17 protein-coding genes are annotated in these 24,859 nt (G+C 64.2%); 12 read left to right on the forward strand and 5 right to left on the reverse strand.

The annotated features are described in order from the left end of the window. Nucleotides 1–10: 10 nt before the first annotated feature. The 10 genes from AAIL67_RS05420 (at nt 11) to pbpC (ending at nt 16,509) form a co-directional block, all read left to right on the forward strand. On the forward strand, nt 11–991 hold the full coding sequence (locus AAIL67_RS05420) for a Bug family tripartite tricarboxylate transporter substrate binding protein (protein WP_343483526.1): 981 nt from the start codon (nt 11–13) through the stop codon (nt 989–991). Between the two features lie 152 nt (nt 992–1,143). Continuing rightward, the gene (locus tag AAIL67_RS05425) at nt 1,144–7,155 is read left to right on the forward strand and encodes an MG2 domain-containing protein (RefSeq protein ID WP_343483527.1); all 6,012 of its coding nucleotides are present in this window, start codon (nt 1,144–1,146) and stop codon (nt 7,153–7,155) included. A 230-nt stretch (nt 7,156–7,385) separates the two neighbouring features. Then, nucleotides 7,386–8,507, forward strand: coding sequence for an ABC transporter ATP-binding protein (locus AAIL67_RS05430; RefSeq protein ID WP_343483528.1), 1,122 nt, complete (start codon nt 7,386–7,388; stop codon nt 8,505–8,507). A 46-nt stretch (nt 8,508–8,553) separates the two neighbouring features. Continuing rightward, nucleotides 8,554–9,843, forward strand: a complete 1,290-nt coding sequence (locus tag AAIL67_RS05435) for an ABC transporter substrate-binding protein (protein ID WP_063661640.1) — start codon at nt 8,554–8,556, stop codon at nt 9,841–9,843. A gap of 35 nt (nt 9,844–9,878) precedes the next feature. Then, on the forward strand, nt 9,879–10,799 hold the full coding sequence (locus AAIL67_RS05440; RefSeq protein WP_343483529.1) for a sugar ABC transporter permease: 921 nt from the start codon (nt 9,879–9,881) through the stop codon (nt 10,797–10,799). After that, nucleotides 10,796–11,662, forward strand: a complete 867-nt coding sequence (locus AAIL67_RS05445) for a carbohydrate ABC transporter permease (protein ID WP_034378648.1) — start codon at nt 10,796–10,798, stop codon at nt 11,660–11,662. The genes AAIL67_RS05440 and AAIL67_RS05445 overlap by 4 nt, the downstream gene beginning before the upstream one ends. Nucleotides 11,663–11,696: 34 nt before the next feature. Beyond that, nucleotides 11,697–12,086 carry a VOC family protein gene (locus AAIL67_RS05450; RefSeq protein WP_343483530.1) on the forward strand — a complete coding sequence of 130 codons (390 nt, stop codon included), beginning with the start codon at nt 11,697–11,699 and terminating at the stop codon, nt 12,084–12,086. A 66-nt stretch (nt 12,087–12,152) separates the two neighbouring features. Further along, the gene (locus AAIL67_RS05455; RefSeq protein WP_343483531.1) at nt 12,153–13,028 is read left to right on the forward strand and encodes an endonuclease/exonuclease/phosphatase family protein; all 876 of its coding nucleotides are present in this window, start codon (nt 12,153–12,155) and stop codon (nt 13,026–13,028) included. Between the two features lie 375 nt (nt 13,029–13,403). Then, nucleotides 13,404–13,961, forward strand: coding sequence for a DUF308 domain-containing protein (locus AAIL67_RS05460; protein WP_012837236.1), 558 nt, complete (start codon nt 13,404–13,406; stop codon nt 13,959–13,961). 196 nt (nt 13,962–14,157) lie between these two features. Further along, entirely contained in the window at nt 14,158–16,509 is a 2,352-nt protein-coding gene (gene pbpC / locus AAIL67_RS05465; protein WP_343483532.1) for a penicillin-binding protein 1C, read from the forward strand. Nucleotides 16,510–16,536: 27 nt separating this feature from the next. Here pbpC and AAIL67_RS05470 read toward each other — a convergent pair whose 3' ends face one another. Next, nucleotides 16,537–17,430, reverse strand: a complete 894-nt coding sequence (locus tag AAIL67_RS05470) for a LysR family transcriptional regulator (protein WP_343483533.1) — start codon at nt 17,428–17,430, stop codon at nt 16,537–16,539. 80 nt (nt 17,431–17,510) lie between these two features. On the opposite strand from AAIL67_RS05470, the gene AAIL67_RS05475 reads away from it, so the two are divergent. Together AAIL67_RS05475 and AAIL67_RS05480 are read left to right on the forward strand one after the other, a co-directional pair. Beyond that, complete coding sequence (locus AAIL67_RS05475; RefSeq protein WP_012837239.1) at nt 17,511–18,131, forward strand: nitroreductase family protein; 621 nt, start codon at nt 17,511–17,513, stop codon at nt 18,129–18,131. Beyond that, nucleotides 18,128–19,009, forward strand: a complete 882-nt coding sequence (locus tag AAIL67_RS05480; protein ID WP_343483534.1) for an EamA family transporter — start codon at nt 18,128–18,130, stop codon at nt 19,007–19,009. Before AAIL67_RS05475 ends, AAIL67_RS05480 begins: the two co-directional genes overlap by 4 nt. Before the next feature lie 40 nt (nt 19,010–19,049). On the opposite strand, the gene lldD is transcribed toward AAIL67_RS05480, so the two are convergent. The 4 genes from lldD to AAIL67_RS05500 form a co-directional block, all read right to left on the reverse strand. Next, nucleotides 19,050–20,186, reverse strand: a complete 1,137-nt coding sequence (gene lldD, locus AAIL67_RS05485) for an FMN-dependent L-lactate dehydrogenase LldD (protein WP_034353288.1) — start codon at nt 20,184–20,186, stop codon at nt 19,050–19,052. Further along, entirely contained in the window at nt 20,183–20,953 is a 771-nt protein-coding gene (gene lldR, locus AAIL67_RS05490) for a transcriptional regulator LldR (protein WP_003076706.1), read from the reverse strand. The genes lldD and lldR overlap by 4 nt, the downstream gene beginning before the upstream one ends. A 17-nt stretch (nt 20,954–20,970) precedes the next feature. After that, entirely contained in the window at nt 20,971–22,635 is a 1,665-nt protein-coding gene (gene lldP / locus AAIL67_RS05495; protein WP_343483535.1) for an L-lactate permease, read from the reverse strand. A gap of 459 nt (nt 22,636–23,094) precedes the next feature. Further along, nucleotides 23,095–24,753, reverse strand: a complete 1,659-nt coding sequence (locus AAIL67_RS05500; protein ID WP_012837244.1) for an L-lactate permease — start codon at nt 24,751–24,753, stop codon at nt 23,095–23,097. Nucleotides 24,754–24,859: the final 106 nt, after the last annotated feature.

Below are 24,859 nucleotides of genomic sequence, written 5' to 3' on the forward strand. Positions count from 1 at the left end.
GAGAAAACACATGACGCAATCTCGTCGTCAATTGCTGAGAGCCGGTGCGGGAGCGGTGGCAGCATCGGCCCTGGGGCCGCTGGCCTGGGCCTCGTCGGGCCAGCCCATCCGCATTCTGGTGGGCTTTCCGCCCGGCGGTGGCTCGGACGCGATTGGGCGCCTGCTGGCCGACAAGCTCAAGGACGAACTGGGCGGCGTGACGGTGCTGGTGGAGAATCGTCCCGGCGCCGGCGGCCAGATTGCAGCGCAACTGCTCAAGGCCGCGCCTGCCGATGGCCATACGCTGTTTCTCACGCATGACCACACCATCTCCATCCTGCCCAAGGTCGTGAAAAAGCCGGGCTTCGATCCGCAGCAGGACTTCATTCCCGTGGCCGGGGTCGCCACTTTCGTGAATGCGCTGGCCGTGTCCAGCAACACGCCGGTGAGGAATCTGGCCGAGTACGCGGCCTGGGCCAGGGGCAGTGCCAAGAACGGCACCATCGGCATTCCGGCTCCGGCCTCGACGCCCGAATTTCTGGTCAAGATCCTGGCCGACCACTACAAGCTCGATCTGGTGGCGGCACCGTATCGCGGCAGCGCTCCCTTGCTGGCCGATATGCTGGGCAATCAGATTCCTGCCGGCATTGCCTCGGTGCCCGACTTCATGGAGAACCAGAAGGCTGGCAAGCTGCGCGTGATCGGCGTGTTGGGCGCCAAGCGCCAGGCCTCCATGCCCGAAGTGCCGACCTTGCTGGAGCAGGGCATCAAGGGCTTCGAGGACATGCCTTACTACGGCATCTTTGCGCCCAAGGGCGTGCCCCAGGCCTTTGTCGAGCGCTTTTCTGCAGCCGTGGGCAATGTGCTCAAGCAGCGTGACGTCTACGCGCAGTTGACGGCGTTGGGGCTTACAGTTGGATACATGAATCCCCGCCAGTTGGGGGAGCGTGAGGCCGCCTATTCCAAGGTTTGGGCCGGTATCATTCAGCGCAGCGGTTTCCAGCCGCAGTAGTTTCGCGCGTGCGGCACCTGCTCAAGGCCCTGCTTCACTTGCGAGGCAGGGCTTTTTGCATTCTGCCGTCCCGCACTGCTGCGTCGCTGACTCCAGACTTCAGATTCAAACAGCCAGGGCCGGCCACGCCGGCCCCAAAAGGAAGTGACTGTATGACTGTGCCTTATGCAGAGGGAAGGAAGAGGGAGCAGATCGCGCCGCACTGGCGCGTGCTGCTCAAGGCAGGCCTGTTATGGGGCCTGGCGGCCACGGCGGCCCATGCCGTGGGGGTGCGCCAGTTCAGCCCGCAGGGCGATGTAAGCAAGGTGGGCCAGGTGGTGGTGCAGTTCGATGGGGCAGCCGTGCGCTTTGGCGACCCCAAGGCCGCGGCGCCGGTCAATCTGCAGTGCAGCAATGCGCAGGCCGCCAAGGGCACAGGGCGCTGGAACAGCGAAAAGGAATGGGTCTTCGACTTTGCCCAGAACCTGCCCGCCGGCGTGCGTTGCACGGCCCAGCTCAACTCGCAGTTCAAAAGCGTCGCGGGTACGGCCCTGACGGGCGCAGCCAGCTATCAGTTCCAGACCGGCGGACCGCAGGTGGCCCGCATCGCGCCCGATACCTATGAAGAGGTGGACGAGCAGCAGTACTTTGCTCTGCGCCTGACGGGTGCGGCATCCGTCGACAGCCTCAAGCAGCGCGTCTGGTGTACCTCCGAAGGTGTGGGCGAGCGCATTCCCGTGCAACTGATCGAGGGCAAGGACCGCGAGGCCGTGCTCGAGCAGCGCCACTGGGACAAGGATGCGGCCAAGAACCCGCAGAACTTCGTGGTGCTGGCCTGTAACCGCCGTCTGACCTCGGGCAGCAAGATGACCCTGGTCTATGGCAAGGGCGTGGCCATGGCCAATGGCCTGGTCAGCAAGGACGAGCAGCGCTACGAGTACCAGGTGCGCCAGCCCTTCAGCGCCGACTTCAGCTGCGAGCGCGAGAACGCCAACGCCGCCTGCCTGCCGATCCGCCCCATGCGTCTGTCATTCAGCGCGCCGGTGCCGCGCAAGCTGATCGAAGGCATACGCCTCAAGAGCGGTGCCTCGGCCGTGGCACCCATCATCGAGCAGAACGGCGACAAGCTGGCCGAGGATTCGCTGGTGGACAGCGTGAGCTTTCCCGCCACCATGCAGCCAAACACCAAGTATGTGGTGGAGCTGCCGCCGCAGTTCAAGGATGCCGCGGGTCGCACGCTGAGCAATGCCAATATGTTCCCGCTGGCCACGGCCACGGGCAATATGCCGCCGCTGGTGAAGTTTGCCGCCGCGCCCTTCGGCATCGTCGAGCGCTTTGCCGAAGGCCCCAAGGGCCCGGCGCTGCTGCCCGTGACGCTGCGCAATGTGGAGCCGCAGCTTCTGGGCAAGTCGCTGGACGCCAGCGTGGTGCGCACCAAGAAGGGCGGCTCGGACGCCGACATCATCGCCTGGCTCAAGAAGGTCGAGCGCTATGACAGCTACAGCGTGGAGCGCAAGCGCGCTGCGCGTGATGTAAAGGTCTTGCCTCCTGTCATCAACGACGACAAGCACTGGGTGCAGACCCGCATGCTGTCGCTGCTGGACGGCCAGAGCCAGACCCAGACGCTGGAGCTGCCCAAGGCGGCCAAGAGCGACCCGCGCCCCTTCGAGGTCGTCGGCATTCCGCTGAACCCGGGCTTCCAGGTAGTGGAGATCGCCTCGCCCATGCTGGGCCAGTCGCTGCTCGACGAAGGCTATGGAGCGGGCCGCACCATGTATGTGCGCACTTCGGTGCTGGTGACCAATCTGGCCGTGCACTTCAAGCTGGGGCGCGAGAACTCCGTGGCCTGGGTGACGACGCTGGACAAGGGCAAGGTGGTGCCGGGCGCCACGGTGCAGGTCTCGGACTGCAACGGTCAGGCGATTGCTTCGGCCGTCAGTGATGCCCAGGGTCTGGTGACCTTCAACGGCCTCAATCCCAATCCGCCTTCCTGCAGCAACGAAGACGGCTACTACCGCAGCAACTCTTATTTCGTGAGTGCGCGTGCCAAGACCGAGGCTGGCGAGGAACTGGCTTTTGTCTGGAGCAACTGGAACAAGGGCATAGAGTCCTGGCGCTTCAATGTGCCGACTAGCTCCAGCAGCAAGCGCGACGAAGTCGCGCATACGGTGTTTGACCGCATGCTGTTCCGTGCTGGCGAAACCGTGTCCATGAAGCACTTTCTGCGTGCCCTGACGGGCCCCGGCAAGAACTCCACGGGCTTTGAACAGACCCAGGACAAGCCTGACCGCCTGACCATCACCCATCTGGGCAGTGGCCAGCGCTTTACCCAGGCCCTGAGCTGGAATGCCAATGGCAGCGCGAGCAGCGAGTTCCCCATCTCCAAGGCCGCCAAGCTCGGCGAATATGCGGTGGAGCTGGGCTATACCAATGGCAGCGGCCGTCGCTCCAGCTTCAGCACGGGCATCTTCCGTGTCGAGGAGTTCCGCCTTCCGGTGATGGAGGGACGTGTGGGCCCGGCCGGCAAGGAGCAGCTCTACGCTGTCAGCAGCGTGCCTGCCGAAGTGCAGATCAACTATGTCTCGGGTGGCGCTGCCGCCAATTTGCCGGTCAAGGTGTCGGCTCTGCTGCGTTCCAAATCGCTGGATTTCGCGGGCTGGGACGGCTTCAGCTTCAACCCGCCGCGCAGTGCCCAGGACGTGGGCAGCAGCGACGATGAGGAAAGCACGGCGGCCGACGACACCAAGGTCGTGGCCGACAAGCTTCCCGTGACGCTGGACAAGAATGGTCTGGGCAAGGTCGCTATCGACAAGCTGCCCAAGTCCGGCGAGCCGCGCGAGCTGCTGATGGAAGCGACCTACGCCGACCCGAACGGCGAGGTGCAGACCCTGCGCAGCACGCGCACCATCTGGCCGGCTGCCGTAGTGGCAGGCGTGCGCTCCGAGAACTGGATCTCGGTGGACCGCAAGCTGCGCTTTCAGGCGCTGACGCTGGATACGGCAGGCAAGGCCCAGGCCGGCGTGCCCGTCAAGGTCGAAGCCGTGGCGCGCATCACCACCTCCAGCCGCAAGCGGCTGGTGGGCGGCTTCTACAGCTACGACAACCAGACCACGCTCAAGAATCTGGGCACCGTGTGCTCGGGCACCAGCGACAGTCATGGCCTTGTTCAATGCGAGGCCCAGCTGTCCCAGCCCGGCGAGGTGGAGCTGATCGTCAAGGCCGCCGACAAGGAAGGCCGCAGCAGCCAGGCCGCGACCTCGGTGTGGGTCACGGGCCAGGGCGAACTCTGGTTCGGCGGCGAAGACCATGACCGCATGGACGTGCTGTCCGAGCGCAAGAGCTATGAGCCCGGCGAGACCGCGCGCTTTCAGGTGCGCATGCCCTTCCGCCGCGCCACGGCGCTGGTGGCAGTGGAGCGCGAAGGCATCGTCAGCACCCAGGTGGTGGAGCTGGCGGGTGACAACCCCACGGTGGACGTCAAGATCGAAGACAACTGGGGCCCCAATGCCTATGTCAGCGTGCTGGCGCTGCGCGGCCGCCTGATGGAAGTGCCCTGGTATAGCTTCTTTACCTGGGGCTTCAAGTCGCCGCTGGAGTGGTGGCGTGCCTTCTGGAATGACGGCAAGGAATTCATCGCGCCGACTTCCATGGTGGATCTCTCCAAGCCGGCCTTCCGTTTCGGCATGTCCGAAATTCGCGTGGGCCTGAAGAGCAATACCCTGGACGTCAAGGTTTCCTCGGACAAGTCCAGCTACAAGGTGCGCGGCACGGCCAAGGTCACCATCAAGGCCACGCTGCCCGATGGCAAGCCTGCAGCAGGTGCCCATGTGGCGCTGGCGGCCGTGGACCAGGCCTTGCTGGAGCTGATGCCCAACAGCAGCTGGAATTTGCTCGATGCCATGCTGACGCGCCGCGAATGGGGCGTGCAGACGGCAACGGCCCAGATGGAGGTGATCGGCCGGCGCCACTACGGCAAGAAGGCCGTGCCTGCGGGCGGTGGCGGTGGCCGCAGCCCCACACGCGAGTTGCTCGACACCCTGCTGCTGTGGAAGCCCGATGTGGTGCTGGACGGCAACGGCATGGCGCTGATCGAGGTGCCGCTCAACGACGCCCTGACCACCTTCCAGGTGGTGGCCGTGGCCGATGCGGGCGTGAGCCTGTTCGGCACTGGCCAGGCGGCGATCCGCACCACGCAGGATCTGCAGATCATCAGCGGCCTGCCGCCCCTGGTGCGCGAGGACGATCAGTTCCGCGCTCAGGTCACGCTGCGCAACACCTCGGCCAAGGCCATGAAGGTGGAGGTCACGCCGCGTGCCACCATGCTGGAGCTCAAGGCCCAGACCGTGGAGATTCCCGCCGGCGAGGCGCGTGAAGTGGCCTGGGATGTGAAGGCTCCGGCCCAGCTCTCCGGCACGCGTGCCGAGGCGCTGATCTGGGAGATTTCCGCGCGCGACACCGCTGGCGGCGCCGATGCGGCGCAGGATGCGCTCAAGATCAGCCAGCGCATCGTGCCCGCCGTGCCACTGTCGGTGCAGCAGGCCACGCTGGTGCAGGTCAACGGCAGCTATAGCGTGCCCGTGAATCCGCCCGCCGATGCCCTGCCCGGTCGCGGTGGTCTGCAGATGTCGCTGGTGCCCAAGCTGACCGAAGGCCTGCCCGGCGTGCGCGACTGGTGGGCCCGCTACCCCTACTCCTGCCTGGAGCAGACCACCAGCAAGGCCGTCGGCATGAACAACGCCGATCTCTGGGGCAGCACCATGGCCCAGCTGCCCAACTATCTGGACGGTGACGGCCTGGCCAACTACTTCCCGCCCCAGGACGGATCGGTCAGCCGCGGCAGCGATACGCTGACCGCGCATCTGCTGAACCTGTCGGCCATGGCGCAGGGCGTTGACAAGCGCTTTGTGATTCCTGCCGCCGAGCGTGCGCGCATGGAGGACGGCTTGATCGCGTTTGTGGAAGGCCGCATCCAGCGCAACTTCTGGAGCCCGCGCAAGGATCTGGAAATGCGCAAGCTGGCGGCGATTGCCGCGCTGGCGCTGACTGGCAAGGCCACGCCGCGCATGCTCGACAGCATCAATGCCACGCCCAACCAGTGGCCCACGCACACGGTCATCGACTGGGTGCTGCTGCTGCAGCGCATGAGCGATGCGCCCCAGCGCGACGAGCGTCTGGCCCAGGCCATGCAGATTCTGCGTGCCCGCCTGACCTACAACGGCACGCGTGCCGGCTTCTCGACCGATCAGGACGATGGCTGGTGGTGGCTGATGCAGGGCCCTGACGTGAATCTGGCACGTCTGATCCTCGCGACCATCAACGACCCGGCATGGGCCGAAGACATGCCGCGCCTGGTCAGCGGCTTTATCGCTCGCCAGCAGGGCGGTGCCTGGAACACGACCACGGCCAACCTCTGGGGAGCTCTGGCCCTGCGCCGCTTCTCGCAGAAGTTCGAGTCCGAGCCCGTGGCCGGCAGCACCGTGGCCAGCATGAACGGCAACGAGGCCAAGGTGAACTGGGCCGAGGTCAGGCGCGCCACCTCCGAGGATGCGCAGGGCACGGCCCATGCCAACAGCGTCTTTGGCGAGCCCGTGCGTGCCGGCGGCCTGATGAACAACACCATGTTCATGCCCTGGGCCAAGGCCGGCAAGGGCCAGCTGAGCGTGACGCAGCAAGGCACGGGCAAGCCCTGGCTGACCGTGCAGTCCGTGGCGGCCGTGGCCCTGAAGGCGCCGTTCAGCGCCGGCTACACCATCAAGAAGACCGTCACGCCCGTGGAGCAGGCCGACAAGGGCATGTTTGGTGGCGGCCAGTACACGCGCGGCGATGTGCTGCGCGTGACGCTGGAGGTGCAGGCCAAGACCGATATGACCTGGGTGGCCATCACCGATCCCGTCCCCACGGGGGCGACCATTCTGGGTGGCGGCCTGGGCCGCGATTCCGAGATCGCATCCAAGGGCGAGAAGCAGGAGGGGGCCGGCTGGCTGGCCTATGAGGAGCGCAGCTTCGAGTCCTACCGTGCCTACTACCAGTACCTGCCCGCAGGGACGACCAAGGTCGAATACACCGTGCGCCTGAACAACGCCGGTGAATTCGCCCTGCCGCCCACGCGTGCCGAAGCGCTGTATGCGCCCGAGATGTTTGGCGAGATTCCCAACGCCAAGCTCAAGGTGGTGATGCCCAAGTAAGCCTTCAGCGGTTTCCCCGCCGTACGACAAGCCCCGGTCTGCGCAAGCAGTCGGGGCTTTTTTCATGCACTGATGCTATGGATATTGAAGCTGCTTTCGCATTTAAAAAGGATGATTCAAGATCATTTCTATCTGAGATCAATCAATAGCAGGCGCCAGAAGCTCCTGTTTTTATTTAGTTGGATCCGGGTTGACACGCGGCTGTCATCCAGTCTTTCTAGACTGGTGTGATGTCTTTGATCGAGCTGGAGAACGTCGCCAAATCCTGGGGTGACGCCACGGCCCTGCATGCCGTGAATCTGCGCATTGAATCAGGCTCGTTTTGCGTCTTGCTCGGCCCTTCGGGCTGCGGCAAATCCACCACCTTGCGAATGATTGCCGGGCTGGACATTCCCACCTCGGGGTCGGTGCGCATCGATGGTCGCGACGTCACCCATCTGCCGCCCGCAGAGCGCGGCATTGCCATGGTGTTCCAGAGCTATGCGCTGTTCCCGCATCTGAGCGTGGCCGACAACATCCAGTTCGGTCTGCGGGTGCGCAAGGTTGCCAGGGCCGAGCGCGAGCAGCGTCTTGAGCAAACGGCCGAGCTGCTGGGGCTGACGGCACTTCTGGAGCGCCGGCCCGGGCAACTCTCGGGCGGCCAGCAGCAACGCGTGGCGCTGGGCCGTGCGCTGGTGGCGCAGGCCAGGGTCTGTCTGATGGACGAGCCGCTATCCAATCTCGATGCCCAGCTGCGCCAGGAAATGCGCGCCGAGCTGCGCGAGCTGCAGCAGCGTCTGGGCCTCACGGTGGTCTATGTGACCCACGATCAGGCCGAGGCCATGAGCATGGCCGATCAGGTGGTGCTGCTCAACAAGGGCCGGGTGGAACAGGCGGCTGGGCCGCGCGAGATCTATGCCAAGCCCGCAACCACGTTTGCCGCGCGCTTTATCGGCACGCCCGCCATGAACATCGTGGCCCTGCAGGGCAACCGGATTGCAGGCAGCGATGTGGTCGTGGCCCCGGATCTGGTGGCTGGCAGCGCCTATCCGCAGGCGCTGGGCGTGCGGCCCGAGGTGATTGCCGTGACAGGTGATGCCGGCAGCGGCCACGAGGGACTGGGCAACGGCATTCCGGCCACCGTGCAGGGCTTTGAATATCTGGGTGCCGATCTGGTGCTGCGCTGCCTGGTGGGCAGCGAGCTGCTGACGGCGCGTGTGCCCGGCCATGCCCATGCAGATCTGCGGCCTGGACAAGGCGTGATCCTGTACTGGCCACAGCAGGCTGCGCATTGGTTCGATGCGCAGGGCGGTCGCATTCATGTTTGTGGGCAGGCGGTGGAATCCGCCCGCTCCTTGCTGGCCGCAGCCTGAGCCGCCGGTGTTTTCCATTGTCTGCAATTCCCGAGGAGAGATTCCCATGCGTCGTCAAACCTTTGTTCATGGCGTGATCGCCGCTGCCGCCGGCCTTGGCCTGGCGGGCACTGCTCTTGCGCAGTCCCCGCTGGAAGTGCCTTTCTATTACCCCGTGGCCGTGGGCGGCCCCATCACCAAGGTGATAGACGGTTATGCGGCGGACTTCAACAAGGCGCATCCGCAATACAAGATCACGCCTATCTATGCGGGCACCTATCAGGAAACCATCGTCAAGGCGCTGACGGCGCACAAGGCCGGCAAGGCGCCTGCGACTTCGGTGCTGCTGTCCACCGATATGTTCACGCTGATGGACGAGGGCGCGATTGCGCCTATTGACGACTTCGTGAAGACCGATGCCGACAAGGCCTGGCTCAAGGGCTTTTACCCCGCCTTCATGGCCAACAGCCAGACCGGTGGCAAGACCTGGGGCGTGCCCTTTCAGCGCTCCACCGTGGTGATGTACTACAACAAGGAAGCTTTCAAGGAGGCCGGCCTGAACCCCGACCAGGCGCCTCAGAACTGGAAGGAGCTCAAGGAGGCCGCCCACAAGCTGACCAAGAAGGACGCCAGCGGCAAGGTCGTGCAATACGGCATCCAGATTCCGTCCACCGGCTTTGGCTACTGGATGCTGCAGACCCTGACCACGCCCAATGATGTGCTGCTGGCCAACGAGTCCGGCACCCGCGTCATGCTCAACCACCCCAAGGTGGTGGAAGCGCTGAACTTCTGGGTCGGCCTGGTCAAGGACGGCGTGCACCCGGCAGGTGTGGTGGAGTGGGGCACGACGCCCAGGGACTTCATGGAAAAGAAGGCCGCCATCATCGTGACGACCACGGGCAATCTCACCAATATCCGTGCCAATGCCAAGTTCGACTTCGGCGTGGGCCAGATCGCCGGCAATGTCCGCAAGGGCTCGCCCACGGGCGGGGGCAATTTCTACATCTTCAAGAATGCGCCCAGGCAGCAGCAGCAGGCTGCGTTCGAGTTTGCCAAATGGGTGACCCAGCCAGAGCGTGCCGCGCAGTGGAGCATGGACAGCGGCTATGTGGCGGTCTCGCCTGCAGCCTACGAGACTCCCGCACTCAAGAAGTACGGCCAGGAATTTCCCCAGGCACTGGTGGCGCGCGATCAACTGCCCGTGTCGGTGGCCGAGTATTCCACCCATGAGAACCAGCGCGTGACCAAGGTGCTCAACGATGCGATTCAGGCGGCCCTGAACGGCACCAAGACCGCAGCCCAGGCCATGGACGACGCGCAGAAGGAATCCGAGCGCATTCTGCGTCGCTACAAGTAATGAGCAGTCCGGCGCTTGAAACCGGCAAGGGCGTCATGTCTGCGCCCTTGCCATCCAGGACCGCCCGCAGGCTGGCGCAGGCCGCAGCGCGAAAGCAGGCCGTGCATGCCTGGCTGCTGCTCATGCCGGCGCTGGTGCTGCTGTTGGGCTTTACACATTGGCCGGCCTTGTCCACGTTGATCGACAGCCTGCATGCCACGGGTCGTGGCGGCCAGCCCGGCGAATGGGTGGGGCTGGAAAACTATGCGCTCATGGTCGATGATCCCGTGTTCTGGCAGGCCGTGCGCAACAACCTCTGGTTTGCCGCTGCCACCATTCCGCTGTCCATGGGGCTAGCCTTGCTGATGGCGCTGTGGGTCAACGAGAAGCTCGCGGGGCGGGCCTTGCTGCGCATGGCCTATTTCACGCCCACGGTGCTGCCCATGATTGCCGTGGCCAATATCTGGCTGTTCTTCTACACGCCTCAGTACGGACTGCTGGAGCAGTTGCGCGGCGCACTGGGCCTGGACGCGCACAACTGGCTGGGCGATCCGTCCACGGCCCTGGCCTGCATCACGCTGGTGGCCGTGTGGAAGGAGGCCGGCTTTTTCATGATCTTCTATCTGGCCGCGCTGCAGACGCTCAACCCCAGCCTCAAGGAGGCAGCGGTCATCGAAGGCGCATCGCGCTGGTATTTCCTGCGCCGCGTGCAGTGGCCGCTGCTCATGCCGACCACGCTGTTCATCCTGGTCAACGCCGTGATCAATGCCTTCCGGCTCGTGGACCATGTGTTCATCCTCACACGTGGCGGACCGGACAATGCCTCCACGCTGCTGCTCTATCACCTCTACGAAGTGGGCTTCAAGTTCTGGGACACCGGCTATGCCGCGGCCATCACCGTGGTGCTGGTCGTGGTGCTGGCTGCCGTGGCACTGTTCCAGTTCTTTGTGCTGGACAAAAAGGTGCACTATCAATGACAGCTGCTTCATTTCTGCCGGGGCGCAGGAGCGCCCGGGAGAGCCAGGGCGTGAGCTTTTATGGCGCTTCATGGCTGGACACCCTGGCCGCCTGGACGTTGGCGCTGCTGTGGCTGCTGCCGCTGGCCTATGCTGTCTGGACGGCGTTTCACCCCTCCGATGCGTCCACGCGCCTGGATCTGTCCGCGCCCTGGACGCTGCAGAACTTCCGCCATGCCTGGGAAGCCGCGCCGTTTGCGCGCTATTTTCTCAACACCATCTTGCTGGTGGCCATGATTTTGGCGGTGCAGCTGCTGCTGTCCACGCTGGCTGCATTTGCCTTTGCACGCTTGCGCTTTCGCGGCAGCAATGTGGCGTTTGCGCTGGTGCTGATACAGCTGATGATCATGCCGGACATTCTGCTGGTGGCGAACTATCAGACCATGTCCGGGCTGGGAGCGGTCGATACTCTGGCGGGCATAGGTCTGCCGTATTTCGCCTCGGCCTTTGCCATCTTTTTGCTGCGCCAGACCTTTATGGGCATACCCCGCGAGCTGGACGAAGCTGCGCGCGTGGAAGGTGCCAGCACGCTGCAGATTCTCTGGCGTGTCTACGTACCGCTGGCCAGGCCGGTCTACACGGCATTTGCGCTGGTTTCGGTGAGCTTTCACTGGAATAATTTTCTCTGGCCTCTGATCATCACCAACAGCGTGCAGTCGCGTCCGCTCACCGTGGGCCTGCAGGTTTTCTCCAGCGTGGAATCGGGCGTGGAATGGTCGACTATCTGCGCCGCCACACTGATGACTTCAGGGCCGCTGCTTATTGCATTCCTGCTGTTCCAGCGCCAGTTCGTGCAAAGCTTCATGCGCGCAGGCATCAAGTGACTGGGATACAGTCAAACCATTTGAGGAGTTGACGATGCTCGGTCCCGCTGCTGCTGCTGGTGTGCTGATTTATGCCAAGGATTTCCAGAGTCTGGCAGGCTTCTATGAGCGGGTTTTGGGCATGCGGCGACTGCATGAAGATGCGCACGTCATCGTGCTGGAGTCCGCAGCCCTGCAACTGGTGATTCACGCCCTGCCTGCCGAGATTGCGGCGCGGGTCAAGATCGGCACGCCACCGCAGCGCCGTGCCGATGTGGCGCTCAAGTTCTTCGTCACCGTGCCGGCGATTGCCGAAGCCGAAAGCGCTGCACAGGCGCTGGGCGGACAGGTGTTTGACGAGCGTTGGCAAGGTCCTGGCTTTGCGGCCTGCAATGCCATGGACAAGGAAGGCAATGTGTTCCAGTTGCGCGAGAACTTGGCCTGATCAGCTGCTGTAAAAATGGTGGCTGCCGGGGCTTCAGCCACTTTCAATCTGGAAAGACGCGACAAGATGAATATCCTGACCTGGAATGTGCAATGGTGCTGCGGCATGGATGGACTGGTCAGTGTGGAACGCATCGTGCGCCACGCGCTGCAAATGGGCGAGCAGTCCGGCGGTCTGGATGTGCTGTGCCTGCAGGAAATCGCCGTCAACTACCCCGATCTGCAAGGAAGGCCCGGCGACCAGTTGGCCGAGCTGAAGGCGCTGTTGCCGGGCTGGCAGATTTTCTTTGGCGCATCGGTCGATGAGTTCACGCCCCGGGGCCATCAGCGTTTTGGCAATCTGATTGCCACGCGGCTGCCGGTGCTGCTGGTTCAGCACTATCTGCTGCCCATGCCGGCAGAAGCCGATATGCGCTGCATGCAGCGCATGTGTTCCGTGGTCACGGTCGATGACGCGGCGCTGGGGCCGGTGCGCATCATGACCACGCATCTCGAATATTTCTCGACGCTTCAGCGCATGGCGCAGGCCGGCGCACTGCGTGCCCTGCAGATGCAGGCCTGTGCGCTGGCCGATGCCCCGCCCCAGCCGGCCAACGATGGCTCGCCCTATCAAACCAAGCCGCATACCCGCCATGCCGTGCTTTGCGGGGATTTCAACTTCGAGCCGCACGAGCCCGAATATGCCGTTCTGTCCGCACCTTGGGCTGCTGGTGAGGAAGGTTGTCTGCAGGCCGGGCAGTGGCGCAATAGCTGGGATGTGCTGTATCCCGGACAACCGCAGCCTCCGACCTTCAGACTGGTGGATCGAACCTGGGGGGCAGAGCCCGGGGCATGTGACTTGATATGGGTCAGCGACAGCTTGTGTCAGAGAGTGCACACTTGGAGTGTCGACAGCGCCACACAGGCGTCTGACCACCAGCCTGTGATGTTGACGCTGGGCTGAGCTTGTTTTGGAACGTGTTTATGATCTCTACGCGGCCGCGTTGGAGCGCAATCGGGATGAGTTCGAAGCGATGGCTCGCCGCTTGCACCGGGGTGCAAGCAAGAGACAGCGTGCAGAAATCGCCCGATTGCGCTCCAACCCTTCGGGACAGTGTCTTTGCGGGCGGTCTGCGGCGTTGCGAATCCTCGCAATAGCAGGGCTATTGCTGCGGTATCGCGCCTGGCATCCCATCCCGCAAAGCCCTCTGTCGCGGCGCGAGGAGATCGTAAACACGTTCTAAGGGTCGGAGCTGGATTCGAGAGACGAGTGGCTGCACAAGTCGCACTGTTGTGAAACCCTGAGAACGTAAACACGTTCTAAAAGAGAGGAGTCTTCATGCCTGTAGAAATTCCGTCCATGTCCATCATGTTGCACCGTAGCTGGTGGGTGCTGTTGCTGCGCGGCGCCGCCGCCATCATCTTTGGCGTGCTGACCTGGATGCAGCCTGCGGCGTCCGCCGCCGCGCTGGTGCTGGTGTTTGGCGCCTATGTGTTTGTCGACGGCCTGCTAGGCATCTACACCGCCATCAAGAGCCGCCAGCAGTCGCGCCACTGGTGGGTGGTTTTGCTGTGGGGGCTGACGGGTGTGGTGGTGGGGGTGCTCACGGTCATCAACCCTGCGATTACTGCGCTGGTTCTGACTATCTATATCGGCGTCTGGGCCTTGATGACCGGTGTGCTGCAGATCGTCGCGGCGCTGCGTCTGCGCAAGGAAATTCAAGGCGAATGGGTGCTGGTGCTCGGGGGGCTGCTCTCGGTGCTTTTCGGCATCTTCGTGCTGATGCAACCCGGCGCGGGCATGATGGCCATGCTGTGGGTGCTGGCGACCTATGCCGTCATCTTTGGCGTGCTGATGGTGATACTGGCGTTCAAGATCAAGAAGTTCACGGCCTGAAGAAAAAGGCGGTGGTTCCGGAAAAAAGCGGCTCGCTGAAGCCGCTTTTTTATTGCCGCTTGTCTGAGCGGACAGTTTGCCATGCCATCTTTGGGACAATGCCTGCTGACTTTCAACAGCGCACAAAGACATGAAACAAGGCATGCAGCGGTATTTCCAGCCCTCGAGAATGAAGCCGTCCTGGCGAGCCGTTGGCATGACGGCCGCCTTGTGGCTGGGTCTTGCCGCCAGCAGCCAAGCCGTGCCCAGCTATGACGAGGTGCGCAGCGACCATCGCTCGTCGGAGACCCTGCTGCTTTCGCGCGAAGGCGAGGTGCTGCAGCGTTTGCGCACCGACAGCACGGTGCGCCGCGGACCCTGGGTGGCTCTGGCCGATGTCTCGCCGGCACTGCGCACGGCCCTGGTGCTCAGCGAGGACAAGCGTTTCTACGAGCACAGCGGCGTGGACTGGGCTGCCGTCACCGCAGCTGCCTGGGGCAACCTCTGGAACACACGCACGCGCGGCGCGAGCACCATCACCATGCAGCTCGCCGGTCTACTGGATGGAGACTGGCGTCAGGGACCGGGTGGGCGCAGCGTGGTGCAGAAGGTGGGGCAGGCTGTGGCGGCCCAGGTGCTGGACAGGCGCTGGCGCAAGGACCAGATTCTCGAGGCCTATCTGAACTTGGTGCCGTTCCGCGGCGAGATCGTGGGTATCGCTGCGCTGTCGCAAAGCCTGTACGGCAAGGCCGCACACGGGCTGGACGCGCGCGAGGCCGCCATTGCCGCAGCCCTGGTGCGGGCACCCAATGCCTCGGTGGAGCGGGTGGCCCAGCGTGCCTGCGGCGTGCTGCAGGTGATGGTGCCCGACGATGTGGCGGCCAGGGATTGCTCGGCCATGCAGCTCTACACCTCCAGCGTGCTGCAGCGGCGTCAATGGCTGGCCAGCGAGGGCGTGGCCCCGCATTTCGCACGGCGCTGGCTGGCGCTGCCCCAGAACAGGGGGCAGGAGCAGGTGCGATCAACCTTGAGCGCACCCTTGCAGCGCTTTGCCGTGGCCAGCCTGCAGCAGCATCTGCGCGAGCTGCAGGGCCGCAATGTGGAAGATGGTGCGACCGTGGTGCTGGACAACCGAACAGGCGAGATTCTGGCCTGGGTGGGCTCCTCAGGAACGCTGAGCCAGGCGTCCGAGGTCGATGGCGTGACTGCGCTGCGTCAGCCCGGCTCCACGCTCAAGCCGTTTCTCTACGCCCAGGCGATTGCCGAAAAGCGCATCACGGCCGCCTCGCTGATCGAGGATTCATCGGCCCATATTCCCACGCAGAACGGCCTCTACATTCCGCAGAACTACGACCGGCGCTTCAAGGGCTGGGTGTCGGCGCGCACGGCGCTGGCGTCCTCGCTCAATGTGCCTGCGGTGCGCACGCTGGTCATGGTCACGCCCGACGCCTTCTTCGAGCAGCTCAAAAAACTGGGTCTGCCGCTGCGTGAAAGCGGGGGCTATTACGGCTTCAGCCTGGCGCTGGGCAGCAGCGAGGTCGCGCTGCTCAATCTGACCAATGCCTATCGGGCACTGGGCAATAGCGGTCAATATCGTCCCGTGAGCTGGGCCTTGCCTCAGACGGAAAGCCGCAAGGCCGGCGGCAAAACCGGCGACGACGCGGTGCAGGCACTGGATGCGCGGGCAGCTTTTATCGTGGGCGACATTCTCTCCGACAATATGGCGCGGGCCCCGACGTTCGGCACGGACAGCGTGCTGGCCACGCGCTTCTGGACGGCCGTGAAAACCGGCACCAGCAAGGATATGCGCGACAACTGGGCCGTGGGCTGGTCCGAGCGCTACACCGTGGGCGTCTGGGTGGGCAATGCGGGTGGCGAGGCCATGCATTCGGTCAGCGGCACCAGCGGCGCAGCGCCCATATGGGCCGATATCATGGGCTTCTTGCATCGCAACCTGTCCAGCCGCGCGCCCAGGGCTCCGGTCGGCGTGCTGCAGCAGCAAGTGCAGTTCGGTGCGTTGGCAAGCGGCGGCATGCCTATCGAAAGTGCACGCGGCGAATGGTTTGTGGCAGGGACCGAGCAATCACTGTTTGCCATGGATCATGTGGCTGGCGGCACGGAACAGAAAAACCTTGCAAGGCAAAAAGCCAGCAAGTCCGGCAGTGCCGCGGCTGCGGCCGCTGTGCGTATCTCGCGCCCGGCCAATGGCACCATTTTGGCGCTGGACCCCGATATTCCGCCCGACAGCCAGCGCGTGCAGCTGGTGGCGCGCCAGGCCGGCATGGCGGCCGAGCAGGACTGGCGCGACAGCAGCTTGCGCTGGCGGCTGGCGACCCGGCAATATGGAGCGCCAGCCACAGCAGACAAGAACGCCCAACCCGTGATGCGAGAAGTGCAGCGCGAGCTGGGGCGCGGCAGTCAGCTGGGCTGGCTGCCCTGGCCGGGGCGTCACAGGCTGGAGCTGCTCGATGCCTCCGGCAAGGTGCTGGACAGCATCGCGCTCGAGGTGCGCGGTGCCGGCGCCCTGGTGGCCGGGCCGGAACAGATCCAGAGTCAACGCCGGCGCTGAAGGCTGGCCGGTGAACCGGCCAGACGCTCAGTTGCCGGAATCGAACTGCGCGACCAGAAAGTCCAGCAGCGCGCGCAGCTTGGGCGTCACATGCTGGCGCGACGGATAAATCGCATAGAGCGTGGTCTTCACCGTGCTCCAGTCCTCCAGGACGGCCTGCAGCCGGCCCGTGCGCAGGTCTTCCTCGACATAGGGCTGCGGGATCAGGCTGACGCCAAAGCCCGCGCGCAGTGCGTCGCGCACTGCCAGGCTTGAGGACACCGAATAGCGCGCGTTGACCGCCACGCTCTCCATGCGTCCGCCTTGCTCGAATTCCCAGGCATCCGCATGGCCCGAGAGACTGAAGCGTATGTGCTCCAGGCCGTTGAGATCGGCAGGCGTGTGCGGGCGGCCGCGCTTTTCGAAATAGCCGGGAGCGGCGCACAGCACATGCGACATGCTTGTCAGCGGACGCGCGATCAGCGAGGAGTCCTCGAGCCGGTCACTGCCGCGTATGGCCAGATCGAAGCCTTCGCGCACGATGTCGACGCGCCGGTCGTCCAGGTGCAGGTCCAGCTGCAGCTCGGGGTAGCGCTCCAGGAAGGCGGGAATGGCGGAAGACATCTGCGTCAGCGTGAATGTCATGGGTGCGCTGACCTTGAGCAGGCCGCTGGGCGCGGCCTTGAAGGGGCATAGCGCCGAGTCTGCATCGGCCAGTGCATCGAGCGCCCGCGTGACATGCTCGAGATACAGGCGGCCTTCTTCCGTCAGCGCCATGCGCCGCGTGGTGCGCTGAATGAGGCGCGTGCCCACATGGGCCTCCAGCTCGGCGATGTTCTTGCTGATCGCGGCCGGCGACAGGCCCAGGCTGCGGCCCGCCTCGGCAAAGCTGCCGCACTGCGCGATGCGATGAAAGACTTGCAAGGCGGTCAGTCGGTCCATGTGATTCTTCTCTGCTGGTGAATGGTTTATTTTGATAATCGCCAATTATCAATTTGGGGTGAATTATCTACAGTCGTGCCATGACGACACTTCATCCCACGCTCACCCTCATCGAGCAGCGCATCTCGGCCAACCGTTTCGATGACTCCCACAGCCTGGCCGATGCCGAGATAGCGCGGCTGGTTCAACTGGCCACGCGTGCACCCACGGCCTACAACCTTCAGAACTGGCGCTTCATCGCCGTGCGCACGCCCGCAGCCAAAGCCAGGCTGCGCGCTCTGGCCCAGGATCAGGCCAAGGTGCAGGAGGCGGCCGTCTGCTTCATCGTCTGCGGCGTGCTGGCCGACCCCGAGGCGCTGGCCGAACGGCTGCAGCCCTTTGTGGACGGGGGCTTCATGCCTGCCGCCATGGCGCAGGGATGGCTGCAGGCCGCGCAGCAGCAGTACGCCAGCGCGCAGGCGGTGCGCGACGAGGCCCTGCGCTCGGCCAGCTTTGGCGCCATGACGCTGATGCATGCGGCGCAGGCCATGGGTCTGGCGTCCTGTGCGATGACGGGCTTCGACGCCGAAGGCGTGACATCGAGCTTCGGTCTGGCGCGCGAGGAGGTTCCGGTGATGCTTGTCACCGTGGGCCGTGCAGCAGCCGGCAACTGGCCGCAGAAGCCGCGCCGGCCGCTGGAGCAGGTGCTGGAGTTCGCATGAGCTCCCGGCAAGCGGTGCGAACACCGGGGCAGACCCGGGCATGGGATCTGCTGCTGACAGGGCTGGCGCCCGCCATCTGGGGCAGCAGCTATATCGTCACCACGCAGCTGCTGCCGCAGGTGCCCGCGATGACCGTGGCCTTGCTGCGCGCGCTGCCCGCTGGCCTGTTGTTGCTGGCATTTGCACGGCGCCTGCCGCAGGGCGCGTGGTGGCTGCGGGTGTTCATTCTGGGAGCGCTCAATTTCTCGGTGTTCTGGAGCATGCTGTTCGTCTCGGCCTACCGTCTGCCGGGAGGGGCGGCCGCCACCGTCGGGGCCGTGCAGCCGCTGGTGGTGGTGTTTCTTGCGGCCTGGGTGCTGGGCAGCGCGCTGCGGCCGGCCTCGGTGCTCGCAGCCCTGGCCGGACTGGCGGGCGTGGCCCTGCTGGTGCTCACGCCCGGCGTGGCGCTGGATGCGACAGGTATTGCGGCAGGCCTGGCAGCAGCGCTTTCCATGGCCTGCGGCACGGTGCTCACGCGCAAGTGGCGCCCGCCCGTGCCGCTGCTGACCTTTACCGCCTGGCAGCTCACGGCCGGCGGACTATTGCTGCTGCCTCTGGCGCTGTGGGCCGGACCGGATTTTCCGGCGCCCACGCCCGGCCATCTGATCGGACTGGCCTGGCTGGGTCTGGTGGGCGCGGCGCTGACCTATGTACTGTGGTTTCGCGGCATTGCCCGGCTGGAGCCGAGCATGGTGGCGCCGCTGGGTTTTCTGAGTCCGCTGACGGCGATTTTGCTGGGGTGGGTGTTCCTGGACCAGACGCTGACGAGCGTGCAGATGGCGGGCGTGGCCCTGGTCCTGGGCGGCATCTGGCTGGGGCAGAAGGGTGCGGCGCGCTGATGCCCGCAAGGCCCGGCCCTGGGCCGGAGCCTGTGCGGGATCAGTCCCGTACCAGCAGATCGCCAGTGATCTCCGAGACCTTCTTGACACTGGTCAGCGTCATGGCCACGCGCATTTCCTTTTCGAGCAGGTTCAGCAGGTTGGTCACGCCGGCTTCGCCTTCTGCAGCCAGCGCGTAGACGAAGGCGCGGCCTATCATGGTGCAGTCTGCTCCAAGGGCCAGCAGGCGCACGATGTCCAGGCCGTTGCGCACGCCCGAGTCGGCCAGGATCTTGATCTGGCCCTTGACGGCATCGGCAATGGCAGGCAGGGCGCGTGCCGAGGAGAGCACGCCGTCGAGCTGGCGCCCGCCGTGGTTGGAGACGATGATGCCGTCAGCGCCGAAGCGCACCGCATCCCTGGCGTCCTCGGGATCGAGAATGCCCTTGATGAGCATGGGACCCTTCCAGAAGTCACGGATCCACTCCAGGTCCGACCATGAGATCGAGGGGTCGAAGTTCGCGCCCAGATAGCCCATATAGTCTTCAAGCGAGACGTTCTGGCCCTTGTAGGTGGAGATATTGCCCAGCGTGTGCGGGCGCCCCATCAGGCCCACGTCCACGGCCCAGTGCGGATGGGTCACGGCCTGCAGGTAGCGGCGCATGGCGGCGTTGGGGCCGCTCATGCCCGAATGCGCATCGCGGTAGCGGGCGCCAGGCACGGGCATGTCCACGGTGAAGACCAGGGTGGAGACGCCGGCGGCCTGGGCTCGCTCCAGCGCGTTCTTCATGAAGCCCCGGTCCTTGAGCACATAGAGCTGGAACCACATCGGGCGGCCCAGCCTGGGCGCGACTTCCTCGATGGGGCAGACCGAGACGCTGGACATGGTGAAGGGGATGCCCTTTTTATCAGCGGCCATGGCGGCCTGCACTTCGCCACGGCGGGCGAACATTCCGGTCAGCCCCACGGGAGCCAGCGCCACGGGAATCGAGAACTTCTCGCCGAACAGCTCGATGCTGGTGTCCAGCTGGCTCATGTCCTTGAGCACGCGCTGGCGCAGGGCCACGTCGGCCAGGTCGTCGACATTGCGGGCCAGCGTCTTCTCGGCATAGGCACCGCCGTCGAGGTAGTGGAATAGAAAGGGCGGCAGGCGCTTTTGCGCAGCCGCGCGGTAGTCGGTGGTAGAGGAGATGATCATGAAAAAATGGCGGAGGAAGAGGAGAAACGATCCAGCCGCTTGCGTCGGGCCGCCTCGGCATCCGACTCGGACAGCTTTTCGTGAACATAGGCCAGGTGCTGGCCGATAGCGCTTCTGGCCTGCTCCGGCTCGCCGTCGACAATGGCCTGCATGAGATTGCGGTGCTGCGCAGTCAGATGCTCCAGCGTCGAGAGATCATCATGCACGAACATCAGGCGCCGGTTCTGGGCCACGGTGCCAAGCACCAGCTCGAAGAGGCTGCCCATGAGCTGCACCAGCACGGCGTTGTGCGAAGCCTCGGCAATTGCCAGATGGAACTGCGCATCGGAGCGGGCCGCGCTGGCGGCATCGCGCGCCTGCTGGTGGCGCAGCATGTCGTCGAAGCAGCGGCGGATGCGGTCCCTGTCCTTGTCGGTGGCACGCTGGGCCGCATACCAGGCGGTGCTGAGCTCCAGCGCCTGGCGTGCTTCCAGCACGTCGTAGCGATACTGGGGGTCGTCGCGCAGCAAGGATTCCAGCGGTGCGACGGCCTGCTCGTGCCACAGCGGCACGCGCGAGCCGACAAAGGTGCCGGCGCCCACGCGGCTTTCGAGCACGCCGCGGCTGGCCAGCTTCTGTATGGCCTCGCGCAGCGCCGTGCGCGAGACCCCCAACTGCTCGGCCAGCGCCCGCTCGGTCGGCAGCTTTGCGCCGCTCTGGAGCTGGGTGCTCTGGATCAGCTCCAGCAGCTGCTGGGCAACGCGGTCGGACAGGCGGATGGCGGGCATGGGGTCGGGCAGGAGTTTCAGGTGGTGGGAATCATCCACGGAAACACATAAGCCTGCAGCGTGCAGATGATGCCGATCAGCACCAGGAAGGCCAGGCTGTGCTTGACAGTGAAGCGGAACAGGTCCGATTCCTTGCCGGCCAGGCCCACGGCCGCGCAGGCAATGGCGATGGACTGGGGCGAGATCATCTTGCCGGTCACACCGCCAGTGGTGTTGGCCGTCACGGCCAGAACCTCGGGCAGCCCCAGCTGGGCGGCCGTCGTGGCCTGCAGGGCGCCGAACAGCGCATTGGCCGAGGTGTCGGATCCCGTGAGGAACACGCCGACCCAGCCCAGGAAGGGCGAGAAGAACGCAAAGGCCTTGCCCGTATGGGCCAGCGCCATGGCCAGCGTGGTGGACAGGCCGGAGTAGTTGGCGATGAAGGCAAAGGCCAGCACCATGCCGATGGAGTAGATGGGCAGGGCCAGTTCCTTGAAGGTCTCGCCCAGGGTCTGGACTGCCACGGCTGGCTTGAGGCGCAGCAAAAGAATGGCGAGCACGGCGGCGATCAGGATCGCGGTTCCAGTGGCCGACAGCCAGTTGAAGGAATAGACCGCGCCATAGGGCGTGGGCGCGGCGACGACGGGAGCCATTTTCTGCACCAGATTGTGCAGCATGGGCACGGGAATGCTGAAGACCGTGCCGGACAGTGCACCGCCCGAGGCGAACAGCGCCTTGAAGGGCTTGAGGCTCCAGATGGTCACCATGGCCGTGAGGATGATGAAGGGCGACCAGGCCTTGATCACCATGCCGGTCGTCAGTTTGGCAGGGGCTGTCGTCTGGATCTTTGCTGTGCCCGGCTCGGTGTCGAAGCGGAAGATGCGCTTGGGCTGCCAGAACTTGAGGAAAGTGGTCAGTGTCACCAGGGCGAAGATGGCCGAGGTGATGTCCGGCAGTTCGGGGCCGATGTAGTTGGCCGTCAGAAACTGTCCGAGTGCAAAGCTGCCGCCGCCCACCAGCACCGCAGGCCAGGTTTCCTTCACGCCGCGCCAGCCGTCCATGATGGCCATGAGCCAGAACAGCACGATGATGGTCATGAACGGCAACTGGCGGCCGGCCATCTGGCTGATGGCCATGACATCGACGCCCGAGACCTGACCGGCCACGATGACGGGAATGCCCATGGCGCCGAAGGCCACGGGGGCGGTATTGCCGATCAGGCACAGGCCGGCTGCATACAGAGGCCTGAAACCCAGGCCCACCAGCAGCGCCGCCGTGATGGCCACGGGGGCGCCGAAGCCGGCGGCTCCCTCAAGGAAGGCACCGAAGCAAAAGCCCACCAGGATGAGCTGCAGGCGCTGGTCTTCTGTGACCGAGAGAATCGACGAGCGGATGATGTCGAACTGTCCGGTCTTGACCGAGACCTTGTAGAGAAAGACTGCCGCGACAATGATCCAGGCAATCGGCCACAGGCCGTAGAAGAAGCCGTAGACGCCTGCTGCCAGCGCATTGGCCACGGGCATGCGATAGAAGAGCAGCGCCACGGCCAGGGACAGCGCCACCGTGATGGTGCCCGCCACATAGCCCTTGAGGCGCAGCTTGGTCAGCGCGAGAAAGAAAAAGATGATGGGTATCAGCGCCACCAGCGCCGACACCCACACATTGCCTGCGGGGTCGTAGTTCTGCGACCAGATTTCTTGCATTGCCTTGATCTCCTGGATTTATGCGGGGAGGGCAACCCTCCTGAGCGTCCAGAAGCTTCCCCGTCAATTCTTTAAACAACCATGCCGCCCTGCGCCGGACGCTGTCATGCAGTCTTGTTCGGCTTCGCTTGCTAAATTGGTATGACCAATGTGTGGCGATTTCGGGTTTGGTGAATTATAGAAATGGGGTTTTGGTCATGAATTAGTGGTTTTCCCTTGTTTTGAGCAATTGATTGGTAATACCAATTTGCGGATTGGTGTTACGCTGATCCCCTGCAAACGGCGCAAAAAAGCCGCAGGCCCGAAGGCGCTGCGGCTGCTGGGGGCCCACCTGGTGGGTTGAGAAAAGGGACATGCGCGGTGGAAAACTGCCGCGGCCCAGGCCAGAGATGCCGAGCAAGGGCCAGTGTGGCCCTTTAGGGTGTCCCGTCAGGGCAAGCCGCAAAGCGGCTCGGGGGCTCAGTTCACCATCAGCTTGAACGGCCAGACATAGGCCTGCATGGTGACGAACAGGCCCATCAGGCAGGCCAGGGCGATGGAGTGGAAGAATACGTAGCGCAGGATGTCGCCCTCGCGGTTGAACCAGCGTGTGGCGGTCGAAGCCACGACGATGGATTGCGCGTCGATCATCTTGCCCATCACGCCGCCCGAGCTGTTGGCGGCGCCCATGAGGTTGGGGGACAGGCCCAGTTGGTCGGCGGCGACCTTCTGCATGCCGCCGAACAGCACGTTGGATGCCGTGTCCGAGCCTGTGAGCGCCACGCCCAGCCAGCCCATCAGCGTGCCGAAGAAGGGGTAGAACACACCTGTGTTGGCAAAGGCCAGGCCCAGGGTGGTGTCTGTGCCCGAGTAGCGTGTCAGCGTGCCCAGGGCCAGCATCAGCACGATGGTCAGCAGCGAGTAGCGCACCAGCCAGGTGGTCTTGAAGAAGGTGCGCACTATGGTCACCGGGTTGTACTTCATGACGAAGGCGCTGACGATGGCCGAGAACAGAATGGCGGTTCCGGTGGCAGACAGCAGGTTCAGCGTGTAGACCGCACCCTCCTTGGTCGGCTGGGGCACCACGGGCGGCATTTTCTCGATCAGATTGTGCAGGCCCGTCATGGGGAAGGCGGGGGCAAACAGGCTGTTGAGCCAGGCCTTGACCGGCGGCAGGCCCCAGATGAAGACAAACACCGAGAGAATGATCCAGGGTGTCCAGGCGGCGATCAGCGCGCTCTTGCTGTGCTTGGCCACAGGCTGTGGCGGCTTGACTTCGGAGGCGCTGATATCCTTGCCGCGCAGCGAGGCCGAGGTCCAGATCTTCTTGGGCTGCCAGACGCGCAGGAACAGGATCAGGCTGGCCATGGAAACAATGGCCGCGATGATGTCCACCAGCTCTGGGCCGATGAAGTTGGAGACCAGATACTGGGGAATGGCAAACGACAGGCCGGTGACCAGAATCGCGGGCCAGATCTCCATCATGCCCTTGCGACCGGCAAAGGCCCAGATCAGCCAGAACGGCACCAGCACCGAGAAGAAAGGCAGCTGGCGGCCGATCATGGCGGTCACTTCCATCAGATCGTAGCCATGGACCTTGGCCAGCGTGATGACGGGCGTGCCCAGGGCGCCAAAGGCCACGGGTGCGGTATTGGCGATCAGTGACAGACCGGATGCCGCCAGTGGAGAAAAGCCTAGGCCGATCAGGATGGCTGCCGTCACGGCCACGGGTGTCCCGAAGCCGGCAGCGCCCTCGAAAAAGGCACCGAAAGAAAAGGCAATCAGCAGCAACTGGATGCGGCGGTCTTCGGTGATCCCGGAAAGTGAGTCCTGCAGCACCTTGAAGCTGCCGTTCTGCTCGGTCAGCTGATGCAGGAAGATGATGTTCAGCACAATCCAGCCAATGGGCAGCAGGCCGGTGAAGCCGCCGAACAAGGCTGCACGCCCCGCCATTTCGCCGGGCATGTTGTAGACAAAGACTGCAATCAGCAGCGCTGCAATCAGGCCCGCGCCTGCGGCCAGGTGGGCCTTCATGTGTAGAAAGCCCAGGCCCACCAGCATCACCACGACCGGAATGGCCGCAAGCAATGTGGACAGCCACATATTCGATAGAGGGTCGTAGACCTGTTGCCAAACCATCTCTTTTGTCTCCTGTTTGTTGTGCGGACAAGGATGGTGGCTGTGCGAATAGGCTTGCATACCTAGCATTTGCCCTTGATTTTCCCTCGCTGAAGAAAATTTCAAA

It is taken from the genome of Comamonas sp. A7-5 (assembly GCF_039581385.1).
In the GTDB taxonomy this organism is placed as follows: Bacteria; Pseudomonadota; Gammaproteobacteria; order Burkholderiales; family Burkholderiaceae_C; genus Comamonas; species Comamonas thiooxydans.